The sequence below is a fragment of the Paracoccus ravus genome, from assembly GCF_004522175.1.
In the GTDB taxonomy this organism is placed as follows: domain Bacteria; phylum Pseudomonadota; class Alphaproteobacteria; order Rhodobacterales; family Rhodobacteraceae; genus Paracoccus; species Paracoccus ravus.
The window spans coordinates 1-21,466 of sequence record NZ_SDEB01000038.1 but is presented as its reverse complement, the minus strand read 5'-3'; the positions used below and the strand labels follow the sequence as shown (position 1 = coordinate 21,466).

At 64.2% G+C, this 21,466-nt stretch carries 11 protein-coding genes and 1 CRISPR repeat array; of the genes, 7 read left to right on the top strand and 4 right to left on the bottom strand.

What is annotated here, in order from left to right:
* Nucleotides 1-86: 86 nt before the first annotated feature.
* The 3 genes from ESZ60_RS18905 to ESZ60_RS18890 all read right to left on the bottom strand — a co-directional run bounded on the left by ESZ60_RS18905 (nt 87) and on the right by ESZ60_RS18890 (nt 2,502).
* On the bottom strand, nt 87-632 hold the full coding sequence (locus ESZ60_RS18905; protein WP_134682254.1) for a hypothetical protein: 546 nt from the start codon (nt 630-632) through the stop codon (nt 87-89).
* 545 nt (nt 633-1,177) lie between these two features.
* Nucleotides 1,178-1,624, bottom strand: a complete 447-nt coding sequence (locus tag ESZ60_RS18900) for a transposase (protein WP_245155781.1) — start codon at nt 1,622-1,624, stop codon at nt 1,178-1,180.
* 635 nt (nt 1,625-2,259) lie between these two features.
* The gene (locus ESZ60_RS18890) at nt 2,260-2,502 is read right to left on the bottom strand and encodes a hypothetical protein (protein ID WP_134682252.1); all 243 of its coding nucleotides are present in this window, start codon (nt 2,500-2,502) and stop codon (nt 2,260-2,262) included.
* Nucleotides 2,503-3,220: 718 nt separating this feature from the next.
* Between ESZ60_RS18890 and ESZ60_RS18880 the strand changes: the two genes are divergently transcribed.
* The 7 genes from ESZ60_RS18880 to cas2 all read left to right on the top strand — a co-directional run bounded on the left by ESZ60_RS18880 (nt 3,221) and on the right by cas2 (nt 10,859).
* The gene (locus ESZ60_RS18880; RefSeq protein ID WP_134682250.1) at nt 3,221-5,437 is read left to right on the top strand and encodes a CRISPR-associated endonuclease Cas3''; all 2,217 of its coding nucleotides are present in this window, start codon (nt 3,221-3,223) and stop codon (nt 5,435-5,437) included.
* An 88-nt stretch (nt 5,438-5,525) separates the two neighbouring features.
* The gene (gene cas5c, locus ESZ60_RS18875; protein WP_134682249.1) at nt 5,526-6,224 is read left to right on the top strand and encodes a type I-C CRISPR-associated protein Cas5c; all 699 of its coding nucleotides are present in this window, start codon (nt 5,526-5,528) and stop codon (nt 6,222-6,224) included.
* Nucleotides 6,221-7,954, top strand: a complete 1,734-nt coding sequence (gene cas8c, locus ESZ60_RS18870; protein WP_134682248.1) for a type I-C CRISPR-associated protein Cas8c/Csd1 — start codon at nt 6,221-6,223, stop codon at nt 7,952-7,954. The genes cas5c and cas8c overlap by 4 nt, the downstream gene beginning before the upstream one ends.
* Nucleotides 7,951-8,901, top strand: coding sequence for a type I-C CRISPR-associated protein Cas7/Csd2 (cas7c, locus tag ESZ60_RS18865; protein WP_134682247.1), 951 nt, complete (start codon nt 7,951-7,953; stop codon nt 8,899-8,901). Before cas8c ends, cas7c begins: the two co-directional genes overlap by 4 nt.
* A 2-nt stretch (nt 8,902-8,903) precedes the next feature.
* The gene (cas4, locus tag ESZ60_RS18860) at nt 8,904-9,536 is read left to right on the top strand and encodes a CRISPR-associated protein Cas4 (RefSeq protein ID WP_134682246.1); all 633 of its coding nucleotides are present in this window, start codon (nt 8,904-8,906) and stop codon (nt 9,534-9,536) included.
* The gene (gene cas1c, locus ESZ60_RS18855) at nt 9,533-10,567 is read left to right on the top strand and encodes a type I-C CRISPR-associated endonuclease Cas1c (protein WP_134682245.1); all 1,035 of its coding nucleotides are present in this window, start codon (nt 9,533-9,535) and stop codon (nt 10,565-10,567) included. The genes cas4 and cas1c overlap by 4 nt, the downstream gene beginning before the upstream one ends.
* A gap of 1 nt (nt 10,568) precedes the next feature.
* Complete coding sequence (cas2, locus tag ESZ60_RS18850) at nt 10,569-10,859, top strand: CRISPR-associated endonuclease Cas2 (protein ID WP_134682244.1); 291 nt, start codon at nt 10,569-10,571, stop codon at nt 10,857-10,859.
* A 188-nt stretch (nt 10,860-11,047) separates the two neighbouring features.
* Nucleotides 11,048-20,783: direct repeats of the CRISPR family, unit length 32 nt; unit sequence GTCGCCCCCTTCGCGGGGGCGTGGATCGAAAC.
* 493 nt (nt 20,784-21,276) lie between these two features.
* Here cas2 and ESZ60_RS18845 read toward each other — a convergent pair.
* Nucleotides 21,277-21,466, bottom strand: a 190-nt coding sequence (locus tag ESZ60_RS18845; protein ID WP_167620214.1) for an integrase core domain-containing protein, incomplete at its 5' end; no start/stop codon positions are given.

Below are 21,466 nucleotides of genomic sequence, written 5' to 3'. Positions count from 1 at the left end.
GCCTGACGAAGCACAGCCATGATCTGCGGTTCCGTGAAACGGCTCTTTCTCATTCGAATCTCCTCAGCTCACGCTACGAGAAAATTCTACTTATGCAGCCCCTTAACCATGGGGAGGATTACCCACGGGTCTCCGGGGGCGCCCTTCGGGCGCTCCCGGGAGATCAGCACGGACAATGTGTCTGCGTGACGAGCGGCCCGCTCGAGATGCGCAAGGGCGCCGGGCAGCAGTTCAAAAAACACCCGCATCTGATCGCGCTCGACCATGAAAGCTCGCGTCTGGGCAAGGTACTCCTCACCTGTCGCAGCGCCGGTCGGTTGTGGCTCATTGGCGGAGTGGATGGTCCTCTGCAGGACGGGGTGGAGCTGTGCGATAGGATCGGGCTGGGTGCCGATCCCATCGAAACTCGTTTCAAGCCAGTCCGGATTGGCGACCGGATCTGCTGTTGCCGTCAAACCCTGCGAAAGTGCTCCAAAGCGGGTCAACGCGCGCTGCATGAGGCGCAAATGGGTCGCGATCTCGGTTTGAGTTGGCATGGTCTCCAGCTGGCGCATCGCGTGGAAGAGGCGGGTGCTGGTGCCGGTCAGATAGCCCGCCGATGTGTAGTCGCCGGTGCACCCAGTCGCGATCAAACATCATTTGCCCGAACAGGGCGAGATCCTGCGGCAGGTTTTGCAGAAAGGCCTGGCTATCGACCTTGGTGTTCCTCGTGAGGGGCGATTGCCAAGGGCTGCCGGCAAGGGGGGCTTCGCTGACGGTAGGGTGTGCGCCAAAAACCACGAAACGCCTGGAAGGGGTTTCGGGCGGTGGCCTTGTAGCTTCGGGGCAAGTCTAATCTCTGGATGATGGAAGCATGTCCGTTGCCCGTGCCCCAAGATCCAGTTCAGGTCCATCGAAAGGTGGCAGGACGTCGCGCTCGGCTCGTCACCAGTGGCGCGCTTGGATGGTCTGCCCCCGGCCGGCGGAAACGGTTGGATTCTGGAAAATCCGCGGCCGTCACTTCGGTCCCCCATTCGAGCAGGAGGGCGATGATGCGCGCGGTGGCTTCCACCAGACGCGGGCGAGTTTGGGCTTCATCCGACCGCGTGGATTTTTCCGGATGGGTCCAGAAAATGATTTGCGCCCAATGTTTTGATTACCTAAGCCTAGGGCGATTTTTCCTAGGGCCTTTTGACGTTCAGCGTAGCCGAATGACTGTCGCAGCGATGGCGATGAAGGCGAAGAAGCTGCTGTCGGTCTTGCAGGATCGGGTGGCGATACCCCGGAATTCCTTAAGCTTTCCGAAGAAGTTCTCGATCAGATGCCGCCATTTGTAAGTTTCGCGGTCGAACGCTGCCGGAAATCGACGGTTGGATTTCGGCGGGATGACCGGTTCGATCCCAGCCCCCGCCAGCGTTTCGCGGACCCAGTTGGCATCGAATGCGCGGTCGGCGATGCGCTCGGGAACCTGTTCGATTTCGTACTCCTGCCGGGGCAGGCCCATGACTTGAAAAGCGTCGCACCACTGATCGAGAACGTGGCCTTCGACGCGGACTGGTTGCTCGCAGAGATCGATGCGCGAGGCGCGTGCGCTGTGATCCCGCCGAAAATGAACCGAAAAATCCAGCGAGATCACGATAGACATGCCTATAAATGGCGCCATCTGGCCGAGAACTTCTTCGCGAAGATCAAGGAGTTACGAGCCATAGCCATGCGCTACGAAAAAACCGCCTGTAGCTACGCCGCGAACTGGCATCTCGCCGCGACCATCATCGCATCCCGATAAATGTCCACGGGCCCTAGCTCACCGGGTGGAATAACCAGCACAACACGGCCTCCTCATCGATCGGGCGCTTGATCTGGTTGCAATCGAGAGGCGGTCGCAATGGGAGAAATCCGGGACCAGATTTCTCACCCGCCGAGGCAGGCCCCCTTCATCCCAAGGGCCAGAGCGACCTGATGGAAGGGCAGTCCAACTCTCCGATAGTCGAAGTCGGTGCGAGGACCAGGCCCCCGGCCTGAACATGAGCATTTTCGGCACGGATTCCAATTCGGGTTCTAATGCCAGCGCCTGGACCAGAGGTCCGATGGGCGCGCGGAAAGACCGCGTGGAGCCAGATTCGAAAGTCGGCGCTGACGGTCTGAATTATGGGCTTCTTCGGCGCGAAAATCACCCCGTCGGTGGCCGAGGATTTCGGCAAGAAGTACCATAACTTCGCAAATTTGGCGGATAGCCGCGCCTGCCGATCTCCGAGCCCCGCCATATTGAATTCTCCGGGGTCAATGTGGCCCCCATCCAAGAACAATCTTCAGGAAGGCCGCCGTCCCGCCGATCACCGCAGCGGCGGCGACGAAAGGCGCGAACAAATCCTTCCACTTGATCTGAACGACCTCGGCGCGCTGCTTGGCCGCTTCATCGAGCATCTTGGCCACTTCGGCGCGAAACCTCGCGCTTTCATCGAGCATCTTGGACGTTTCGGCCCGCAGCTTCTCATTTTCGAATCTTACTTCGGCCTCGGTCATGTCCACGTCTCGTTAATTTCCAAACGCCGCTCTAGGGATTGAATACTGGTTTCGTGGCGGTTTGACGCGCTGATCAGCGTCGGGCCTCAACGAGAGGTGGATAGCCATTCCCATCGAATTATGGGGCAGTATGGCTCCACCACCCTGAGCCCGACGATGGCAACAATAGCACGGATGGCGCCGCGATTCCGATGGACTTATGGTTATGGCGCTGAGGCATGGGCGGGCTCCTGATGGCCTTTCTCATCGTTGCCGCACCTTCCCCATGGAAGGATGCCAGATTGCCCATAGAGGCGATCAGGTCTGGTCGGGCGGGGTGAGCCGCCCGAAGAAAATCCCCGCGATTGACCAACACCTTTGCCGCGAACCCGCCGTGCTCGACCACAAGCCGCGCATAGGACCGATGGTGCATTCCCGGCGCTGAGAGCCTTTCTCGATTTCAAAATGTCGACTGCCCCAGAATGCCACATGGCCATTGGCGGAATGTTGAGAGCCGAGATAGATCGCGCGCCTTCGTACAATGAATTGTAGTAGAACGCGGCTCTTGGTTCCGAGCCAAGTACGTTGCCCGCTGAGATTTTCCAAATCATAAAAAAACGCTGGGAGCAGCTGTTGCTCAAATTATGTTCAGGCAACAGGCAACAGGCAACAGGCAACAGGCAACAGGCAACAGGCAACAGGCAACAGGCAACAGGCAACAGGGTGGGGATCAAAAATTTTGGCTTACTACGCACACACCGGAAAACGCGGTGATCGAAGCGACTGGCAATCACTGGAGCAGCATCTGGAAAATACAGCGGTGCTGGCGGCAGAGCGCGCGATACCCCTCGGGTTGGCGGCAGCGGCCCACCTGGCGGGATTATTCCATGACTTTGGCAAGTATGACCCTGCTTTCGATCGCGTCCTTTGCGGTGAAAAAATCAGGGTGGACCACTCCACGGCCGGTGCCGCGCTACTTTACGGCCGGGCGCCCGCCAGGTTGCGTCCATGCGCGGAGGTCATCGGCTATGCCATTTTGGGCCATCATGCGGGCCTGCCTGACCGCCGGAACGCAGATAGCAGCATGGAACGCAGGCTGGATGCCTTTCGCGATCCGATCGCTCCGCATATCTCGGCTGCGGCTTCGCCTGATTTAGGTCCCGTAGCCGCAGAACTGATGTCATTGATGCGGCCCGGATCGGCCGCGTTCGATCTGTCGATTGCGGCGCGGATGCTGTTCTCTTGCCTGGTCGATGCCGACTTCCGCGATACCGAGTCCTTTTATGCCGCCCTGGATGGCAGGCGACCGGATCGCGACTGGCCAGCCTTTGCTGATCTCCTGTCGAAGTGGAGAGGCGCTTTCGATGCCCATATGGCGGGGTTTGACCAGAACGGCCCGATCAATCGCCTACGGGGAGAGATCCTGGACCATGTTCTGCAGGGTGCTGCGATGACGCCGGGGATATTCACGCTGACCGTACCCACCGGCGGCGGCAAGACGCTGGCATCCTTGGGTTTTGCGTTGGACCACGCGGCCCGTCACGGGCATCGCAGGATCATCTACGCGATCCCTTACACCTCGATCATCGATCAGACCGCCACCATTTTTCGTAAGATTCTGGGAGATGGCGTTCTGGAACACCACTCGGCCATCGACGATGAAAAAACCGATCTCAGCGGCAAAGACAAGCTGCGCCTCGCCATGGAGGACTGGGCGGCGCCGCTGGTGGTCACGACCAATGTGCAGCTTTTCGAGAGCCTTTTTGCCGCACGCCCCTCACGCTGTCGCAAGCTGCACAATATCGCCGGCTCGGTCATTGTGCTGGACGAAGCGCAATGCCTTCCGCGCAAACTGCTGATGCCGGCCCTGCGGATGATTGACACACTCTGCACGCATTACGGCTGTTCGGTCGTGCTGTGCACGGCGACGCAGCCCGCCTTTGACAGCCGCCAGTTGAAGCAAGGGTTACCGCTTGAGGGGCGCGAACTGGCGCCTGATCCCGAGGATCTGGCTCATCGTCTACGCCGCGCCCGGATCGTGCAGGGCGGCGAGATGGATGATGCCATGCTGATCCAGGCACTGCGCGCGGCGCCGCAGGGCTTCGTTATCGTCAACAGCCGTGCCCATGCACTGGAATTGTTTGCCGCTGCCCGCGCGACGGGGCTGGATGGGCTGGTCCATCTGACAACCCGACAATACCCGATGCATCGCCGCGCGATCCTTGACGATATTCGCGCGCGGCTGACATCCGGCGCGCCCTGCCGGCTGATCGCGACCAGCCTGATCGAGGCGGGCGTTGATCTCTCTTTTCCCAAGGGTTGGCGGGCCGAAGCGGGGCTGGACAGCTGTGTACAGGCCGCCGGTCGCGTCAATCGCAACGGCGAATGGTCCGTCGAGGACAGCATCCTGACCATCTTCGCGGCGCCAGGCCGCTCGATGCCGGCAGAGGTGCAGTCGCTGGCCGAAACCATGCAGCGGGTCGCCGGACAGCATGAGGATCTGCTGGCGCCCGCCGCGATCCGCGACTGGTTCGAGCATGTCTACTGGAAAGCTGGGCCCGCTCGGCTGGGCCAACCCATGGTCGATCAGGTGATGGCTACCGGCAGCGGCACGGACTTTCCGTTCCGCAGCATGTCCGAAGCGTTTCGCATGATTGAAACCGCAATGGTTCCGGTCATCATCCCCGGTGATGCGGTGGCGGAGGCAGCGATCGATAAGCTGGGGATCGAAAACATCCCATCGGGCAAGCTGGCGCGCGCGTTGCAGGTCTATACCGTGCAGGTGCCCGCCAAGGCGCGCGCGTTGCTTATCCATGCCGGCCACGCGTCCTTTCACCATCCCGCCCTTCGCGGCGACCAGTTCTGCGTGCTGGACAATATTGCGTTATATCATTCGGACAGCGGGCTTTGGTGGGAACATGCGGAGTATCTCGGGGTCGAACAGTCGATCCTTTGAATGATGCAGTCTTGTCTGAGCATGAGCGGAGTTTTGCTTGCTTTGTCACTTCCCGCGGATAGCATGAAATGAATTTGAATGAGGCATTATGACATACGGAATTCGCCTGCATGTCTGGGGCCGGCATGCCCTGTTTACCAGACCCGAGCTCAAGGTTGAGCGTGTTTCCTATGATGTGATGACCCCCTCGGCCGCGCGCGGCATCTTGGAAGCGATTCACTGGAAGCCGGCAATCCGCTGGGTCATTGACCGTATCCACGTTCTGGAGCCGATCCGGTTCCAGTCCATCCGTCGCAATGAGGTCGGCCACAAGGCGCCGGCCGGTAAGATCAAGCAGGCGATGAATCGCGGCGATCTGGAGGGGTTGCAGCTTCTGGTCGACGAGGATCGCCAGCAACGCGCCTCGACCGTGCTGGTCTCACCGCGCTATGTGGTAGAAGCGCATTTCCAAATGACCGGCAGGGCCGGTCCCGAGGATAGCGCGGGTAAGCATCTCGACATCTTCAATCGCCGCGCGACGCGGGGGCAATGCTTTCATCAGCCCTGCCTCGGGACCCGCGAATTCGCCGCAAATTTCGAACCGATCGCGCCGGATGCCCTGCTGCCCGCGCGCGCGCCCGAAGCCCGGACGGCCGATCTCGGTTTTGGCGCGCCGTGCGATCTGGGGTTGATGCTGTGGGACATTGATCACGCGGCGCCCGGGCGGCCCTCGCTTTTCTTCCGGGCGGCCCTGCGCGACGGCGTGCTGGAAGTTCCCCCTCCCGGCAGCCCTGAGGTGAAGGGATGAGCATGCTCGCTTCGCTGGTGCGGGCCTATGACCGGCTGTCCGACGCGCCGCCCTTTGGCTTTTCCTCCGAGAAAATCGGCTTTTGCGTGGTACTGAACGCGGACGGCTCGGTCGCCAGCGTCGAGGATCTGCGCGGCGACGACAAAAAACGCAGCCCCAAGGTTATGCTGGTGCCACAGGCGGTGAAGCGGACGGCCGGCATCTCCCCGAATTTCCTGTGGGACAAGTCGGCCTATGTACTGGGCGTCACCGCAGGGGAAGGCAAACGCACCGCCGATGAACATGCGGCCTTCCGCGGCCGCCATGCCGAATTGCTGGTCGGGGAAGGTGATCCCGGTCTGCTTGCCCTGCAACGCTTCTTGGAAGGGTGGCAGGCCGAGGATTTTGCGGCCCCTCTCTGGTCCGAAGATATGCGGGACCTGAATATCGTCTTCGCCCTGGAAGATGAATATCGCGATCGTTTTCTTCACGACCGCCCCGCCGCGCGCGCATTGTGGCGGCGCATCGGCGCCGAGGGCGCGTCCGACCCGCAGCGCTGTCTTGTCACGGGCGAGAGTGGCCCCGTGGCGCGCTTGCACCCGTCGATCAAGGGGGTCTGGGGGGCGCAGTCCTCTGGCGCGAGCCTGGTGTCTTTCAATCTCGATGCCTTCACCTCTTACGGGCATGATCAGGGCGATAATGCCCCCGTGTCCGAGGCGGCAGCCTTTGCCTATGGCACCGTCCTGAACCGCTATCTGGACAAGGACAGCGGCCACCGGATTCAGATCGGCGATGCCTCGACCGTGTTCTGGGCGGATTGCAGCGAGATGGTACAGGCCCAAGAGGCAGAGCTCTTCTTTGCCGCTCTGCTTGACCCGACGGCCGACGAAAAGCTTGAGAGTGCCAAGATCCGTTCGCGCCTGAACGACATTCGCAACGGACAGCGGCTGTCGCAGGTCGCGCCCGAACTGGCTGAAGGGGTGCGCTTTCACGTCCTCGGGCTGGCGCCGAATGCTGCCAGGCTGTCGGTCCGCTTCTATTGGCAGGATGATTTCGGCCGGCTGACCGCGAACTTCCAGAAATACCTCTCGGACACCGCGATCGATCCGCCACCACGCGACGGCTGGCCCGCGCTCTGGCGTTATCTTTTGGAACTCGCCTCCCAAGGCAAGCGCGAGAATGTGCCGCCGTTGATCGCTGGCGAATGGCTGCGTGCGATCCTCACCGGCACGACCTACCCGCTGACGCTGCTTTCGACCGCGCTGATGCGTCTGCGTGCCGATGGCGAGATCAACGCGCTGCGTTGCGCCATCCTGAAATCCGTTTTGGTCCGAAACCTGAAGATGGAGGTGCCCGTGGCGCTCGATCACGCCAATACCAACAAGGGCTATGTCCTCGGCCGGCTGTTCGCCGTCTATGAAGAGGTGCAGCGCGCTGCGCTTGGCGGCATCAATGCGTCCATCAAGGACAAGTTCTACGGTGCCGCCTCAGCCAGCCCGCAAAAGGTGTTCCGCGCGCTCGATTCGGGAGCGGCCAACCATTTCGGGAAGCTGCGCAAGACCAGCCCCGGTCGGGCGGTGAACCTCGAAAAGCTGCTGACCGCTATCACCGACTTGATGGCGCCGGGTGATGATCCGATCCCGGCCTCGCTGAGTGCCGCGGAACAGGCGCTGTTCGGGATCGGCTATTACCACCAGCGTTCCGATTTCTTCCGCAAGAACGATGACAAGACCGTCGAGGTGACCCAATGACCACGCTTTCCCGCCGCCACGATTTCGTGCTGATCTTCGATGTCACAAACGGCAACCCGAATGGCGACCCCGATGCGGGCAACCTGCCGCGCCTTGATCCCGAGACCAATCACGGTCTGGTCAGCGATGTCAGCCTGAAGCGCAAGATCCGCAACTATGTCGAACTGGCGCGCGAGGGTGAGGAGGGCCACCATATCTATGTCCAGGAGGGCGCAATCCTGAACGAGAAGCATCGTCAGGCCTATATCGCGCTGCGCGGCGACGAGAAGTCGAAGAAGGACGCCAAGCTGAACCCCAAGGATGACTCCGAGGCGAAGGCGCTGCGTGATTTCATGTGCCGCAACTTCTTCGATGTCCGGACCTTCGGCGCAGTCATGTCCACCGGCATCAATTGTGGGCAAGTGAAGGGGCCGGTGCAGCTGACCTTCGCCAATTCGGTCGAGCCGGTGCTGCCGGTCGAGATCTCGATCACCCGCATGGCCGCCACCAATGAGGCCGAACAGAAGAAGCGCGCCGAAGGCGATGATGGTGATCTGCGCACCGACAACCGCACCATGGGCCGCAAGCACATCGTGCCTTACGGGCTTTATGTCGCGCATGGCTTCATCTCTGCCAAGTTCTCGGAGAGGACAGGTTTTTCCGAGACGGATCTGGATCTGCTTTTCGATGCGCTGGAAAACATGTTCGAACATGACCGCGCCGCAGCGCGGGGCGAAATGACGACGCGCAAGCTGATCGTCTTCCGCCATGACTGCGCCTTGGGCAACGCCCCCGCTCACAAGCTCTTCGATCTGGTCCAGGTCGGCCGTAACGTGGACGGAGAATTCCGCACACTCGACGACCGTGGTCTGGGCAACCTGCCGCCTGCGCGCAAGTTTTCGGACTATGCGGTCAGCATCGACCGTGCGGCGCTGCCTGACGGCGTCGAGATCCTCGAACGGCTGTGACCATGGCCAGCGCCGAGGAGCCGATCCCCCTCTCGGCGTTGCAACATGCGGTCTATTGCCTGCGACAGGCGGCGCTGATCCATCTTGAGCGGGTCTGGGCCGAGAACCGTTTCACCGCCGAGGGCGACGTGCTGCATGCCGTGGCGGACAAGGGCGGCAGCCGCAAGGCGCGCGGGGTGCGGCGGGTTCTGGCGCTGCCCCTGGTCTGTCACCGGCTGAACTTGACCGGCACGGCCGACCTGGTCGAGTTCCTTCCCGGCCCCGAGGGCGAGACGGCCTTTCCCGTCGAGTACAAGCGCGGCAAGCCCAAGCTGCACCGCGCCGATGAGGTGCAGCTTTGCGCCCAGGCGCTTTGCCTGGAAGAGATGACCGGCCGCCCGGTACCGCAGGGCGCGTTGTTCTATGCCGAGACCAGGCGACGCGTCACCGTGCCCTTCGATGCCGAGCTGCGCGCGCTGACCGAAAGCACGGCCCTTGATCTGGCAGCAATGCTGGTCAGCCGCCGGACGCCTCCACCGACCTCGCTGCGCAGTCGCTGCCGGGCGTGTTCGCTGCTTGAACTGTGTCGCCCGGATGCTGTCCTTCGACCGGTGCGGCAATGGCGCGACCGCATGCTGGCGAGGGCGCTGGAATGAAGAAACTGCTGAACACGGTCTATGTCACGACCGAAGGCACGGCGCTGAAGAAGGACGGCGAGAACCTCGTGGCCGAGATCGAGGGCGCCGAAAAGGCGCGTGTGCCGCTTCACATGCTGGCCTCGGTCGTGGCCTTTGGCCCGATCCTTGTGTCGCCCGCGCTGATCGGCACGTGCGCCGAGCGGGGCATCACCGTCGTGCTTCTGGATCGGGTCGGCCGGTTTCAGGCGCGGATCGAGGGGCCGGTCGCGGGCAATGTCCTGTTGCGGCGGGCGCAATACCGTGCGGCCGACGAGGCGACCGATGTGGTCCGCGGCATCGTCATGGGCAAGGTCGCCAACCAGCGCGCGGTGATCCGGCGGGCGCTGCGGGATTACGGCGGTGAGATGACGCCCGTTGCGCGCGACGGGCTGGAACGGGCGACGGATCGCATGGCCATGATCCTGCGCCGCGTGCAGATATCCGACGACAGCGTGGATCTGCTGCGCGGCTCCGAGGGCGAGGCCGCGACGCAGTATTTCGGTGTCTTCGACCACCTGATCCGCTCGCCGGATGCCGAGCTTCGTTGGACGGGCCGCTCGCGCCGCCCACCGCTTGATCCGCTCAACGCGCTCCTGTCTTTTCTCTATACCCTGCTGACCCATGATTGCCGTTCGGCCTGCGAGGCGATCGGGTTGGACCCGGCCGTCGGCTTTCTGCACCGCGACCGCCCCGGCCGGCCCAGTCTGGCTCTGGATCTGATGGAAGAGCTCAGAGCGCCCTTGGCCGATCGTCTGGCGCTGTCCCTGGTGAACCGCCGTCAGTTGCGAGCGGGTGACTTTCGTCGCTTGGACGGCGGTGCCGTGATGCTGACCGACGATGCCCGCCGCACCGTCCTCACAGCTTGGCAAGAGCGCAAAAAGGAAGAGCGCCTGCATCCATTCCTGCAGGAAAAGGCGCCGTTCGGGCTAGTGCCCTATCTTCAGGCGCAGATGCTGGCGCGTCATCTGCGTGGCGATCTCGACGCCTATCCACCATGGTTCTGGAGTTGAGATGCTTGTTTTGGTCACCTATGATGTGAACACGCTCGACCCCGGCGGCAAGAAGCGTTTGCGCCAGGTGGCGCGCGCGTGCGAGGATTTCGGGCAGCGGGTACAGTTCTCGGTTTTCGAGATTGAGTTGGACTCTGCGCAGTGGACCCGCCTGAAGGCGCGTCTAGAGGGGCTCATACGTCCGGAAGTAGACAGCCTTCGTTATTACTACCTCGGTTCAAACTGGTCGCGCCGGATTGAGCACGTAGGTGCAAAACCCGCGACGGATCTTAACGGCCCTCTGATTCTATAATTATCATGACCCTGCGAACATGAAGTGTGCCAGATTTTGCACCGAGGTTCGCATCCGTCCTGCTCTTTTGAAATCGTTAAATATTCTTTTCCTGTCTGCCTCATTGGCTGACCTGGGGTGAGAGCATCTGACCCTTTCGCGTTTGTAGGAAAGATTGCGGTTTAACAACAATGCGGTATCTGTGGGCTGTCGCCCCCTTCGCGGGGGCGTGGATCGAAACATCGAAAGCGGGATCGAGTTCGACGGCCGCGGCCGTCGCCCCCTTCGCGGGGGCGTGGATCGAAACCCCTCTTGTCAGAAACCCCGGCGCCGCGGCCGGGCGTCGCCCCCTTCGCGGGGGCGTGGATCGAAACGCGACCGTTTCGGAGGACTGATCATGGCGAACCGGTCGCCCCCTTCGCGGGGGCGTGGATCGAAACGCATGATCGACGCCGCGGCCGCGGCTTGGGCGGGGTCGCCCCCTTCGCGGGGGCGTGGATCGAAACCCTTGTAGGTCGGCGCCCCGGCCGCGGCGAAAGTGTCGCCCCCTTCGCGGGGGCGTGGATCGAAACTGGAAGCCGATCCTGACAGCTTCGACTGGACGGCAGGTCGCCCCCTTCGCGGGGGCGTGGATCGAAACACGGCGCTGGTGTCGGGCTTGTCAGTCATGGTGGTCGCCCCCTTCGCGGGGGCGTGGATCGAAACATCTTGACGACCGCCTCAATTGAGAACGCTGGCCCGTCGCCCCCTTCGCGGGGGCGTGGATCGAAACCTGCCCGGATGGACCACCCCGCCCTTGCTGCAACGGTCGCCCCCTTCGCGGGGGCGTGGATCGAAACCCGCTTGGCGCGCAGTTCCTCGTAAATCTGCGTTGTCGCCCCCTTCGCGGGGGCGTGGATCGAAACATATCAGCGAGCCAGCGGGCGAAAGCTTCTGGGGGTCGCCCCCTTCGCGGGGGCGTGGATCGAAACGACATCGGCCGCGCCGCGCACCGCGCCGTGCTGGTCGCCCCCTTCGCGGGGGCGTGGATCGAAACAGCATGTAGCCTGCCGCACAGGGCGCAGGTGAACAGTCGCCCCCTTCGCGGGGGCGTGGATCGAAACAACTGGTAGGGGATACCATGACGCAAGAAACGCAAGTCGCCCCCTTCGCGGGGGCGTGGATCGAAACACTGGCTTCGCTATTCTGGGCATGGCGTCTGGCGGTCGCCCCCTTCGCGGGGGCGTGGATCGAAACCAACGCGGCGGCTGCATCCGACATGTGGTCGGGGGGTCGCCCCCTTCGCGGGGGCGTGGATCGAAACAGATGATAAACGGCAGGATACAGCCCGAAACACGTCGCCCCCTTCGCGGGGGCGTGGATCGAAACTCGCAGGCATGGGTCATAATGCGGCCTGAATCGCGTCGCCCCCTTCGCGGGGGCGTGGATCGAAACCATTGTCGCCGGGAAAAGCCACTCGAAAACCGCGGTCGCCCCCTTCGCGGGGGCGTGGATCGAAACCGGCCTCAATCTCGGAAATCGGCGATTGAACCTCGCGTCGCCCCCTTCGCGGGGGCGTGGATCGAAACGTGTCGTCTCCACTATAGGGTTTCAATCCGTCCAGGTCGCCCCCTTCGCGGGGGCGTGGATCGAAACACTTCCATGACGACCTTGCCAACCCGTTTGCCAGCGTCGCCCCCTTCGCGGGGGCGTGGATCGAAACTCAACGCCTTTGCCCCAAGCGCTGGTCAGGACCAAGTCGCCCCCTTCGCGGGGGCGTGGATCGAAACGCGCATCGCCACTTCCGAGACATGGAAGGACAAGTCGCCCCCTTCGCGGGGGCGTGGATCGAAACTCCGTTTGAGCGGGGCGCGTTGCCCCTTGGCTATGGTCGCCCCCTTCGCGGGGGCGTGGATCGAAACCAGTTCGTTCCACGGGTCAATCAGGATCAGCTTGGTCGCCCCCTTCGCGGGGGCGTGGATCGAAACATCACCCTGAACGATGTGACGCAGGTCGCCTTTAGTCGCCCCCTTCGCGGGGGCGTGGATCGAAACATCGAAAGCGGGATCGAGTTCGACGGCCGCGGGCGTCGCCCCCTTCGCGGGGGCGTGGATCGAAACGCGAAAGCCTTGATGAAAGGCGGCGCGGTTGGTTGTCGCCCCCTTCGCGGGGGCGTGGATCGAAACCTCGACAGCGACCCCGAGGTCGTTCCGCTGGTTGTCGCCCCCTTCGCGGGGGCGTGGATCGAAACCACTCAACGCAATCGAATTCGGCGCATGGGTGACGTCGCCCCCTTCGCGGGGGCGTGGATCGAAACCGGCGACATGGCGCGGCCTTCCGGCTTGGCGCGGGTCGCCCCCTTCGCGGGGGCGTGGATCGAAACCCGTCGCGGACGTGGAACCATTTGTACCGCCATCGTCGCCCCCTTCGCGGGGGCGTGGATCGAAACGCCTTATCGACCATTTGGCCGATCCGGCGAGCCAAGTCGCCCCCTTCGCGGGGGCGTGGATCGAAACATTCCCGGCGCCGAGGCGCTTGCCGATCCCGTCGCGTCGCCCCCTTCGCGGGGGCGTGGATCGAAACAACATGACGCAAGGCGCCGCCCGCGAGTTCTCGGTCGCCCCCTTCGCGGGGGCGTGGATCGAAACCCCCGAACGCGGGTCGAGGGCGACGCATGGCCGGCCGTCGCCCCCTTCGCGGGGGCGTGGATCGAAACCCCCGGCCAAAGCGCCGCCCCGCCGGCCGGGCGCGTCGCCCCCTTCGCGGGGGCGTGGATCGAAACACTATACCGTTCGCGACGTTCGGCCGGACGGCTCGTCGCCCCCTTCGCGGGGGCGTGGATCGAAACGAACCCTTCGACGTCAGAAAACTTTCCGGACGGGTCGCCCCCTTCGCGGGGGCGTGGATCGAAACCCCTTGATCGGTGAAACGTCCCGGCGATCACGCCGTCGCCCCCTTCGCGGGGGCGTGGATCGAAACGGTTACTCTGAGCGTCACGCTATGGACGGTGCGGTCGCCCCCTTCGCGGGGGCGTGGATCGAAACACGAATGTCCAGCCGCGCGCGGTCGGTCCGTCCGAGTCGCCCCCTTCGCGGGGGCGTGGATCGAAACATCCCGTTGATGGTCCCTGACTTGTATTTTCGGCCTGGTCGCCCCCTTCGCGGGGGCGTGGATCGAAACAAAGATCACGGAGTTGCATGATGGAACGCACATGGTCGCCCCCTTCGCGGGGGCGTGGATCGAAACTTTGCAGGCACTCGGCAAGCGATCATCGCGCAGGTCGCCCCCTTCGCGGGGGCGTGGATCGAAACATCCTTTGCCTGCCGTGCGAAGTCGCCCCGGCAGGTCGCCCCCTTCGCGGGGGCGTGGATCGAAACGCCCCACTCATTGACCCATTCGATCCGGTCGAAAGTCGCCCCCTTCGCGGGGGCGTGGATCGAAACTAGGCCATGCGTCCGGCGAGGTCGATCTAAGCCGGTCGCCCCCTTCGCGGGGGCGTGGATCGAAACCCGCTTGAGCCGGGGATGCCCGCGACCCACACCGCGTCGCCCCCTTCGCGGGGGCGTGGATCGAAACAGCAGCCGCGATGGATAAGTTTGCCGCCCAGCAGGTCGCCCCCTTCGCGGGGGCGTGGATCGAAACCCCAATGGCTCTGCATATACCAGTGCCGGGGCTCGTCGCCCCCTTCGCGGGGGCGTGGATCGAAACACGAAATTGATTGTGACGCTCGGCGTCCCGTCCTGTCGCCCCCTTCGCGGGGGCGTGGATCGAAACCTCGCGGTGTCACCAGATAAAAATGCTGTTGACGGTCGCCCCCTTCGCGGGGGCGTGGATCGAAACGTAAGCCTCGACCGCGGCCCCATCCCAAAGCCCGTCGCCCCCTTCGCGGGGGCGTGGATCGAAACTCGACGTCCTCGGACGTCACCCGGCCGGACGCCGAGTCGCCCCCTTCGCGGGGGCGTGGATCGAAACGTTCGCCGCTCGATAAAGCCCCGCGTCCCTTGCGGTCGCCCCCTTCGCGGGGGCGTGGATCGAAACCTCGAAACCCGAGGCAAGGGCGGCGACATTCGTTGTCGCCCCCTTCGCGGGGGCGTGGATCGAAACGGCTGCAGAGGTACGAACAGGCCCGGCGAACTGCCGTCGCCCCCTTCGCGGGGGCGTGGATCGAAACTCGCCATGCAGTGATCCATTCCTTGCGCGCCCGCGTCGCCCCCTTCGCGGGGGCGTGGATCGAAACGAGCCCGCGCCCGCCCTCGCGCATGGAGATCTCGGGTCGCCCCCTTCGCGGGGGCGTGGATCGAAACGCAGACCGGGTGTGGATTCCCGGCCCGAGCGCAAGTCGCCCCCTTCGCGGGGGCGTGGATCGAAACGCAATGAATAGTCACTGGATCGCGTCCTGCGCCGTGTCGCCCCCTTCGCGGGGGCGTGGATCGAAACTTTAGCGGCGATGTGGTCATGAAGCCTTCCGCGAGTCGCCCCCTTCGCGGGGGCGTGGATCGAAACAAAATCCCCATGCTCGACGGGACTTTCGAGCAGGGTCGCCCCCTTCGCGGGGGCGTGGATCGAAACTCTTTGAGCCCGAAAGCCTGTCTGGGCATCCTGCGGTCGCCCCCTTCGCGGGGGCGTGGATCGAAACTCGGCAAAAGAGCCGCTGCTGCTCGGTCAGACCCGTCGCCCCCTTCGCGGGGGCGTGGATCGAAACCCCGACAGCACGCCGAGCCGGCCGGCCGGCAAGGGTCGCCCCCTTCGCGGGGGCGTGGATCGAAACCTCCCCGTCGAGATAGCGGCCCGTCATCAGGACGTCGCCCCCTTCGCGGGGGCGTGGATCGAAACATCGTGACCGGCGAATCTGCCGCGGCCTCGCCCGGTCGCCCCCTTCGCGGGGGCGTGGATCGAAACGCGCCCGTCCGACGCTTGCCGCAAGATCGCCTCGTCGCCCCCTTCGCGGGGGCGTGGATCGAAACGTCGCAAATGCTCGCCGGCGATGTCTGGTTTGGCGTCGCCCCCTTCGCGGGGGCGTGGATCGAAACAATCCACGCGCATGTTAAAGATTCCGGCCTCGTGTCGCCCCCTTCGCGGGGGCGTGGATCGAAACTTGTCGATCTTGGCCATAACGCGCGCATTGCGTGGTCGCCCCCTTCGCGGGGGCGTGGATCGAAACGAATCCACGCGCATGTTAAAGATTCCAGCCTCGTGTCGCCCCCTTCGCGGGGGCGTGGATCGAAACTGCACGGACGGCTCGCATCCGACGCTGCGCAGCAGTCGCCCCCTTCGCGGGGGCGTGGATCGAAACAGACATATTGCGGCGGGACTTGGGAAGGTGAAAGGTCGCCCCCTTCGCGGGGGCGTGGATCGAAACCCGCGTCCAGCGCCACATGTCGGAGAGCCGGATGGTCGCCCCCTTCGCGGGGGCGTGGATCGAAACCCCGAAATTCTCGATCCTCTCGCCCTGATGCGGAGTCGCCCCCTTCGCGGGGGCGTGGATCGAAACCCCCGTGCGCTCGCAAACTCTTGTCAGGGATGTGTCGCCCCCTTCGCGGGGGCGTGGATCGAAACCCCGAAGATCCGCGAGGCCGCGCGCAAGCGCGCCGTCGCCCCCTTCGCGGGGGCGTGGATCGAAACATATCACTTGCCTCCGGGAGATAAGCCCCGCGCGAGTCGCCCCCTTCGCGGGGGCGTGGATCGAAACCTCGCGCTCGGTCAAGCCGATCCGCGCCTCGCGGGGTCGCCCCCTTCGCGGGGGCGTGGATCGAAACGCGCGTCCTTGGCCGGGCGGCGCGGACGTGCTGCGTCGCCCCCTTCGCGGGGGCGTGGATCGAAACCGTCCTCGGAAGCGTCGAAACCCTCGGCCGTGAGGTCGCCCCCTTCGCGGGGGCGTGGATCGAAACATCAAGGCTTTCGCGAACGCCGGAAACTCGCCGTGTCGCCCCCTTCGCGGGGGCGTGGATCGAAACCTCGCCCGACAGATCGAGGCGCCGGGCGATCATGGTCGCCCCCTTCGCGGGGGCGTGGATCGAAACCTGAGGCGGCATCGCTCCGATATTCAGACATGCAAGTCGCCCCCTTCGCGGGGGCGTGGATCGAAACCGAATGCGCGACCTCGAAATCGGCCCGATAGTCGTCGCCCCCTTCGCGGGGGCGTGGATCGAAACCTTGCCGCAACCGGGCGAGGCGGGCGCAGGAAACGTCGCCCCCTTCGCGGGGGCGTGGATCGAAACGCGATGAACGCGAATATCTTGCCCGCAGGCTGTCGTCGCCCCCTTCGCGGGGGCGTGGATCGAAACCAGACGAATCTTTAAAGCAACCTATCCTTTTGGAGTCGCCCCCTTCGCGGGGGCGTGGATCGAAACCCCCCATCATCATCGGCTCATCAGGAGAGATTGTCGCCCCCTTCGCGGGGGCGTGGATCGAAACGCGCCCGTCCGACGCTTGCCGCAAGATCGCCTCGGGTCGCCCCCTTCGCGGGGGCGTGGATCGAAACATCGCAATCAACTTCACGACCGGCGAGATGAAAGGCGGTCGCCCCCTTCGCGGGGGCGTGGATCGAAACCTCGACGGGATCAACGCGCAATGGCTCGAGGTCGTCGCCCCCTTCGCGGGGGCGTGGATCGAAACGCGGCCGTTGATCGCCTGACCGGCAAATCGGATTGTCGCCCCCTTCGCGGGGGCGTGGATCGAAACCGGTTAACCGCGTCGAACGCTTGCCCCGTCTTGGTCGCCCCCTTCGCGGGGGCGTGGATCGAAACGCGCTTGCATCGCGAGCGCGATCCCGTTGCGGCCGTCGCCCCCTTCGCGGGGGCGTGGATCGAAACGGCTATGCTCCGCTTAATCACGTCTGGAAGCGAGTCGCCCCCTTCGCGGGGGCGTGGATCGAAACCTCATCGCCTTTCGGCTCTGCCGCCGCCGCCGCGGTCGCCCCCTTCGCGGGGGCGTGGATCGAAACCCCTACGGGGAAACATACGCGCGCTAACCCCCAAGTCGCCCCCTTCGCGGGGGCGTGGATCGAAACCGGTTAAGGTCCAGCGCGTCGGACGGTCGAAAACCTTGCGTCGCCCCCTTCGCGGGGGCGTGGATCGAAACCGGTTAGCCTCGCGGACGTTTACGCGGATTTTCGTCGCCCCCTTCGCGGGGGCGTGGATCGAAACCCGCTCAGCCCGCAATCGCGTTTCAGGAGGCTGGTCGCCCCCTTCGCGGGGGCGTGGATCGAAACCGCGCTGAGTGGAGGCTGTGATGGGCGATCCGAGTCGCCCCCTTCGCGGGGGCGTGGATCGAAACCTGCCGCTCGTTCGCGCGTGGCTGGACCGAGACGACGTCGCCCCCTTCGCGGGGGCGTGGATCGAAACTGGAATGGCGCTCGGCGCAAAAGGGCAAGGGGTGGTCGCCCCCTTCGCGGGGGCGTGGATCGAAACCCCGTCGCGGACGTGGACCCATTTGTCCCGCCATGTCGCCCCCTTCGCGGGGGCGTGGATCGAAACCCCGCGGCCGGCGCGGTTGTGAAGGTCACAACGCCGTCGCCCCCTTCGCGGGGGCGTGGATCGAAACTTGGGGCAGGATGACGTCGCGGTTACGCTGGCGCGTCGCCCCCTTCGCGGGGGCGTGGATCGAAACGTGCTGGCAATCTTGAACCGCAATTTCGCGAACGGTCGCCCCCTTCGCGGGGGCGTGGATCGAAACCGCATCATGCCGGATGCAGGCGGATCGGACGGGAGTCGCCCCCTTCGCGGGGGCGTGGATCGAAACGCCAGTTATGCGGCCCATACTTAACCGCGCCCTGTCGCCCCCTTCGCGGGGGCGTGGATCGAAACGCGGCCGGGCAGGTTGCAGGTTTGGACAGGCGAGTCGCCCCCTTCGCGGGGGCGTGGATCGAAACCTCGAATTGCAACCCGGCGGCCGCCGCGACCGGCGTCGCCCCCTTCGCGGGGGCGTGGATCGAAACACCGCGCGAGCAACGCGACCTGATCGACGTTGAGTCGCCCCCTTCGCGGGGGCGTGGATCGAAACCCAAAAGGCGGCATCGGCGGGCGACTGGCCCCCGGGTCGCCCCCTTCGCGGGGGCGTGGATCGAAACCGCGGCGAACTGGCGCCCCTCGGCCGCCCATTGCGTCGCCCCCTTCGCGGGGGCGTGGATCGAAACTTCGGATCGCCCTCGGATCTGTCCACCGTCACGGCGTCGCCCCCTTCGCGGGGGCGTGGATCGAAACTTCGCCCAAAGCAATAGCCTTGCGCAAACTTTCCGGTCGCCCCCTTCGCGGGGGCGTGGATCGAAACCGCCGACCGCGAGGATCAGGTCGCCGGTTGCCGCGTCGCCCCCTTCGCGGGGGCGTGGATCGAAACGCGAATGACCCCCGATGACATCAAGCAGGCCCGGTCGCCCCCTTCGCGGGGGCGTGGATCGAAACACGACATCAAGGCGACCGATCCAGACTTTGCCGCGGTCGCCCCCTTCGCGGGGGCGTGGATCGAAACACGACATCAAGGCGACCGATCCAGACTTTGCCGCGGTCGCCCCCTTCGCGGGGGCGTGGATCGAAACCCAAAAGGCGGCATCGGCGGGCGACTGGCCCCCGGTCGCCCCCTTCGCGGGGGCGTGGATCGAAACCATCACCGACACCACGGCACAAAGTCACGAGAACCGTCGCCCCCTTCGCGGGGGCGTGGATCGAAACGCTTCAGCGTCAGAAAGCGGAACAGAGGGTTCAAGTCGCCCCCTTCGCGGGGGCGTGGATCGAAACAACTGTCGCGGTAGTCCCTACCTTGCGATGAATGGTCGCCCCCTTCGCGGGGGCGTGGATCGAAACTTAGCAAGCTCAATGTTTGCCAGACTCAGGCGAAGTCGCCCCCTTCGCGGGGGCGTGGATCGAAACATCTACTTAGAAAAAGAACGGTTCGGAGGTCGGAAGTCGCCCCCTTCGCGGGGGCGTGGATCGAAACCCCACGTTCCGTCCGAATAGAACGTCACTCGCTTGTCGCCCCCTTCGCGGGGGCGTGGATCGAAACCTTGAGCGATATTGCGCGCTTTGGCGCGAGCGATAGTCGCCCCCTTCGCGGGGGCGTGGATCGAAACTTGACGGTCGCCGTTGACGTGCAACCGGGGCGCGTCGCCCCCTTCGCGGGGGCGTGGATCGAAACATGTCATTGCCTCATGCGAAGACATTGCGGATGAGGTCGCCCCCTTCGCGGGGGCGTGGATCGAAACACACAGGCACCCCCGGCACGATGACAACCGCGCCCGTCGCCCCCTTCGCGGGGGCGTGGATCGAAACCCGCTCGGACCGCAGGAATGGATGAACCGCGAGGTCGCCCCCTTCGCGGGGGCGTGGATCGAAACTCCCGCTTCCCGCCGTGTCAGGTCAGCCTGTACAGTCGCCCCCTTCGCGGGGGCGTGGATCGAAACGAATGGCCTAGATATTGGCTGATCTTCGGCATCGGTCGCCCCCTTCGCGGGGGCGTGGATCGAAACCGTGCTGGCAGCGGTCGCCGCAGCCCGCAGCGCCGTCGCCCCCTTCGCGGGGGCGTGGATCGAAACCGAAATGCCCGAGCCGGGGAGGCCCCGCCATGCGTCGCCCCCTTCGCGGGGGCGTGGATCGAAACCCCGCCAGCCCGCTCAGGTAGTCGTCGCCACCCTGTCGCCCCCTTCGCGGGGGCGTGGATCGAAACACAGCGCCAACGCGGTCCAGATCCATCGCGAGAGGTCGCCCCCTTCGCGGGGGCGTGGATCGAAACTACACGCTTCCGAGCGAGCCGGATCTGGAGATGCGTCGTCCCCTTCGCGGGGGCGTGGATCGAAACGCCACCGAGCCGGTCCCGGCCACGCCCGACAAGGTCGCCCCCTTCGCGGGGGCGTGGATCGAAACACGGCGTATGAGCAAGCCGCGCTGGCCCCGATGGGTCGCCCCCTTCGCGGGGGCGTGGATCGAAACGTCGATTTTTCGGATTCGCCCCCTTCGCAGGGGCGTAGATCGATGCAGGCCAAGGAGTTGGGCGCAATCAAGAGTGAGATTGTCGCCTCCGTGGATCGTGACCAGGGGTCGCGCTCAATTGCCCCTTCAGGCAAAGGATAACCACAGATTCGACCCATGAATCAGACATCGCTGCTTTCAAGTTGGTGTCGCGACGCTTGGTCAAAATGTCGTTGAAGTCTTTTACCCCCCGTTCGCTTGCGTCTGTGAGCGATTCGTATGCACCCCTATTCGAGACGGTTTTGCTCATGTTGACATTTGGTCCGACGGCGTCAAATTTCGACGGCTGTTCGGTTCAGGCCAAATCCTGCTCCCGCAACCAAAAACTACAAAGATATCAAATTTATAAGCCGATGGTATTCAAATACCACCGGCCTCTGCGCGCTTACATCAACGCCAAAACTGAAAAACCGCAGCCGTAGGTAAAATCCGTGGACGGCCTTCGTGGAAGCCTTGTCACATCAGGTTTCCAGTCATCGCCTGTATCAGGCACTGTCCACTTAACCTTCTTGGCTAACGAATTTCATGACGGTTTCGATCGGTCTGCGCCCCATGTTGCGGTAGCCGAGATGGGGCCTTTCGGTGTTGTAATGGACGAGCCACGCATCGAGATCGGCCTGCAACGCATCGACGGTTTCGTAGAAGGTCTCGCGCATCTTCACCCGGACAAACTCGTCCAGGACCGTACCG

Bases quoted from the DNA above. Each gene is read 5' to 3' on its own strand.
- ESZ60_RS18900 (WP_245155781.1), bottom strand. From the start codon at position 1,624: ATGTCTATCGTGATCTCGCTGGATTTTTCGGTTCATTTTCGGCGGGAT.
- ESZ60_RS18890 (WP_134682252.1), bottom strand. From the start codon at position 2,502: ATGACCGAGGCCGAAGTAAGATTCGAAAATGAGAAGCTGCGGGCCGAA.
- cas5c (WP_134682249.1), top strand. From the start codon at position 5,526: ATGACATACGGAATTCGCCTGCATGTCTGGGGCCGGCATGCCCTGTTT.
- cas8c (WP_134682248.1), top strand. From the start codon at position 6,221: ATGAGCATGCTCGCTTCGCTGGTGCGGGCCTATGACCGGCTGTCCGAC.
- cas7c (WP_134682247.1), top strand. From the start codon at position 7,951: ATGACCACGCTTTCCCGCCGCCACGATTTCGTGCTGATCTTCGATGTC.
- cas4 (WP_134682246.1), top strand. From the start codon at position 8,904: ATGGCCAGCGCCGAGGAGCCGATCCCCCTCTCGGCGTTGCAACATGCG.
- cas1c (WP_134682245.1), top strand. From the start codon at position 9,533: ATGAAGAAACTGCTGAACACGGTCTATGTCACGACCGAAGGCACGGCG.
- cas2 (WP_134682244.1), top strand. From the start codon at position 10,569: ATGCTTGTTTTGGTCACCTATGATGTGAACACGCTCGACCCCGGCGGC.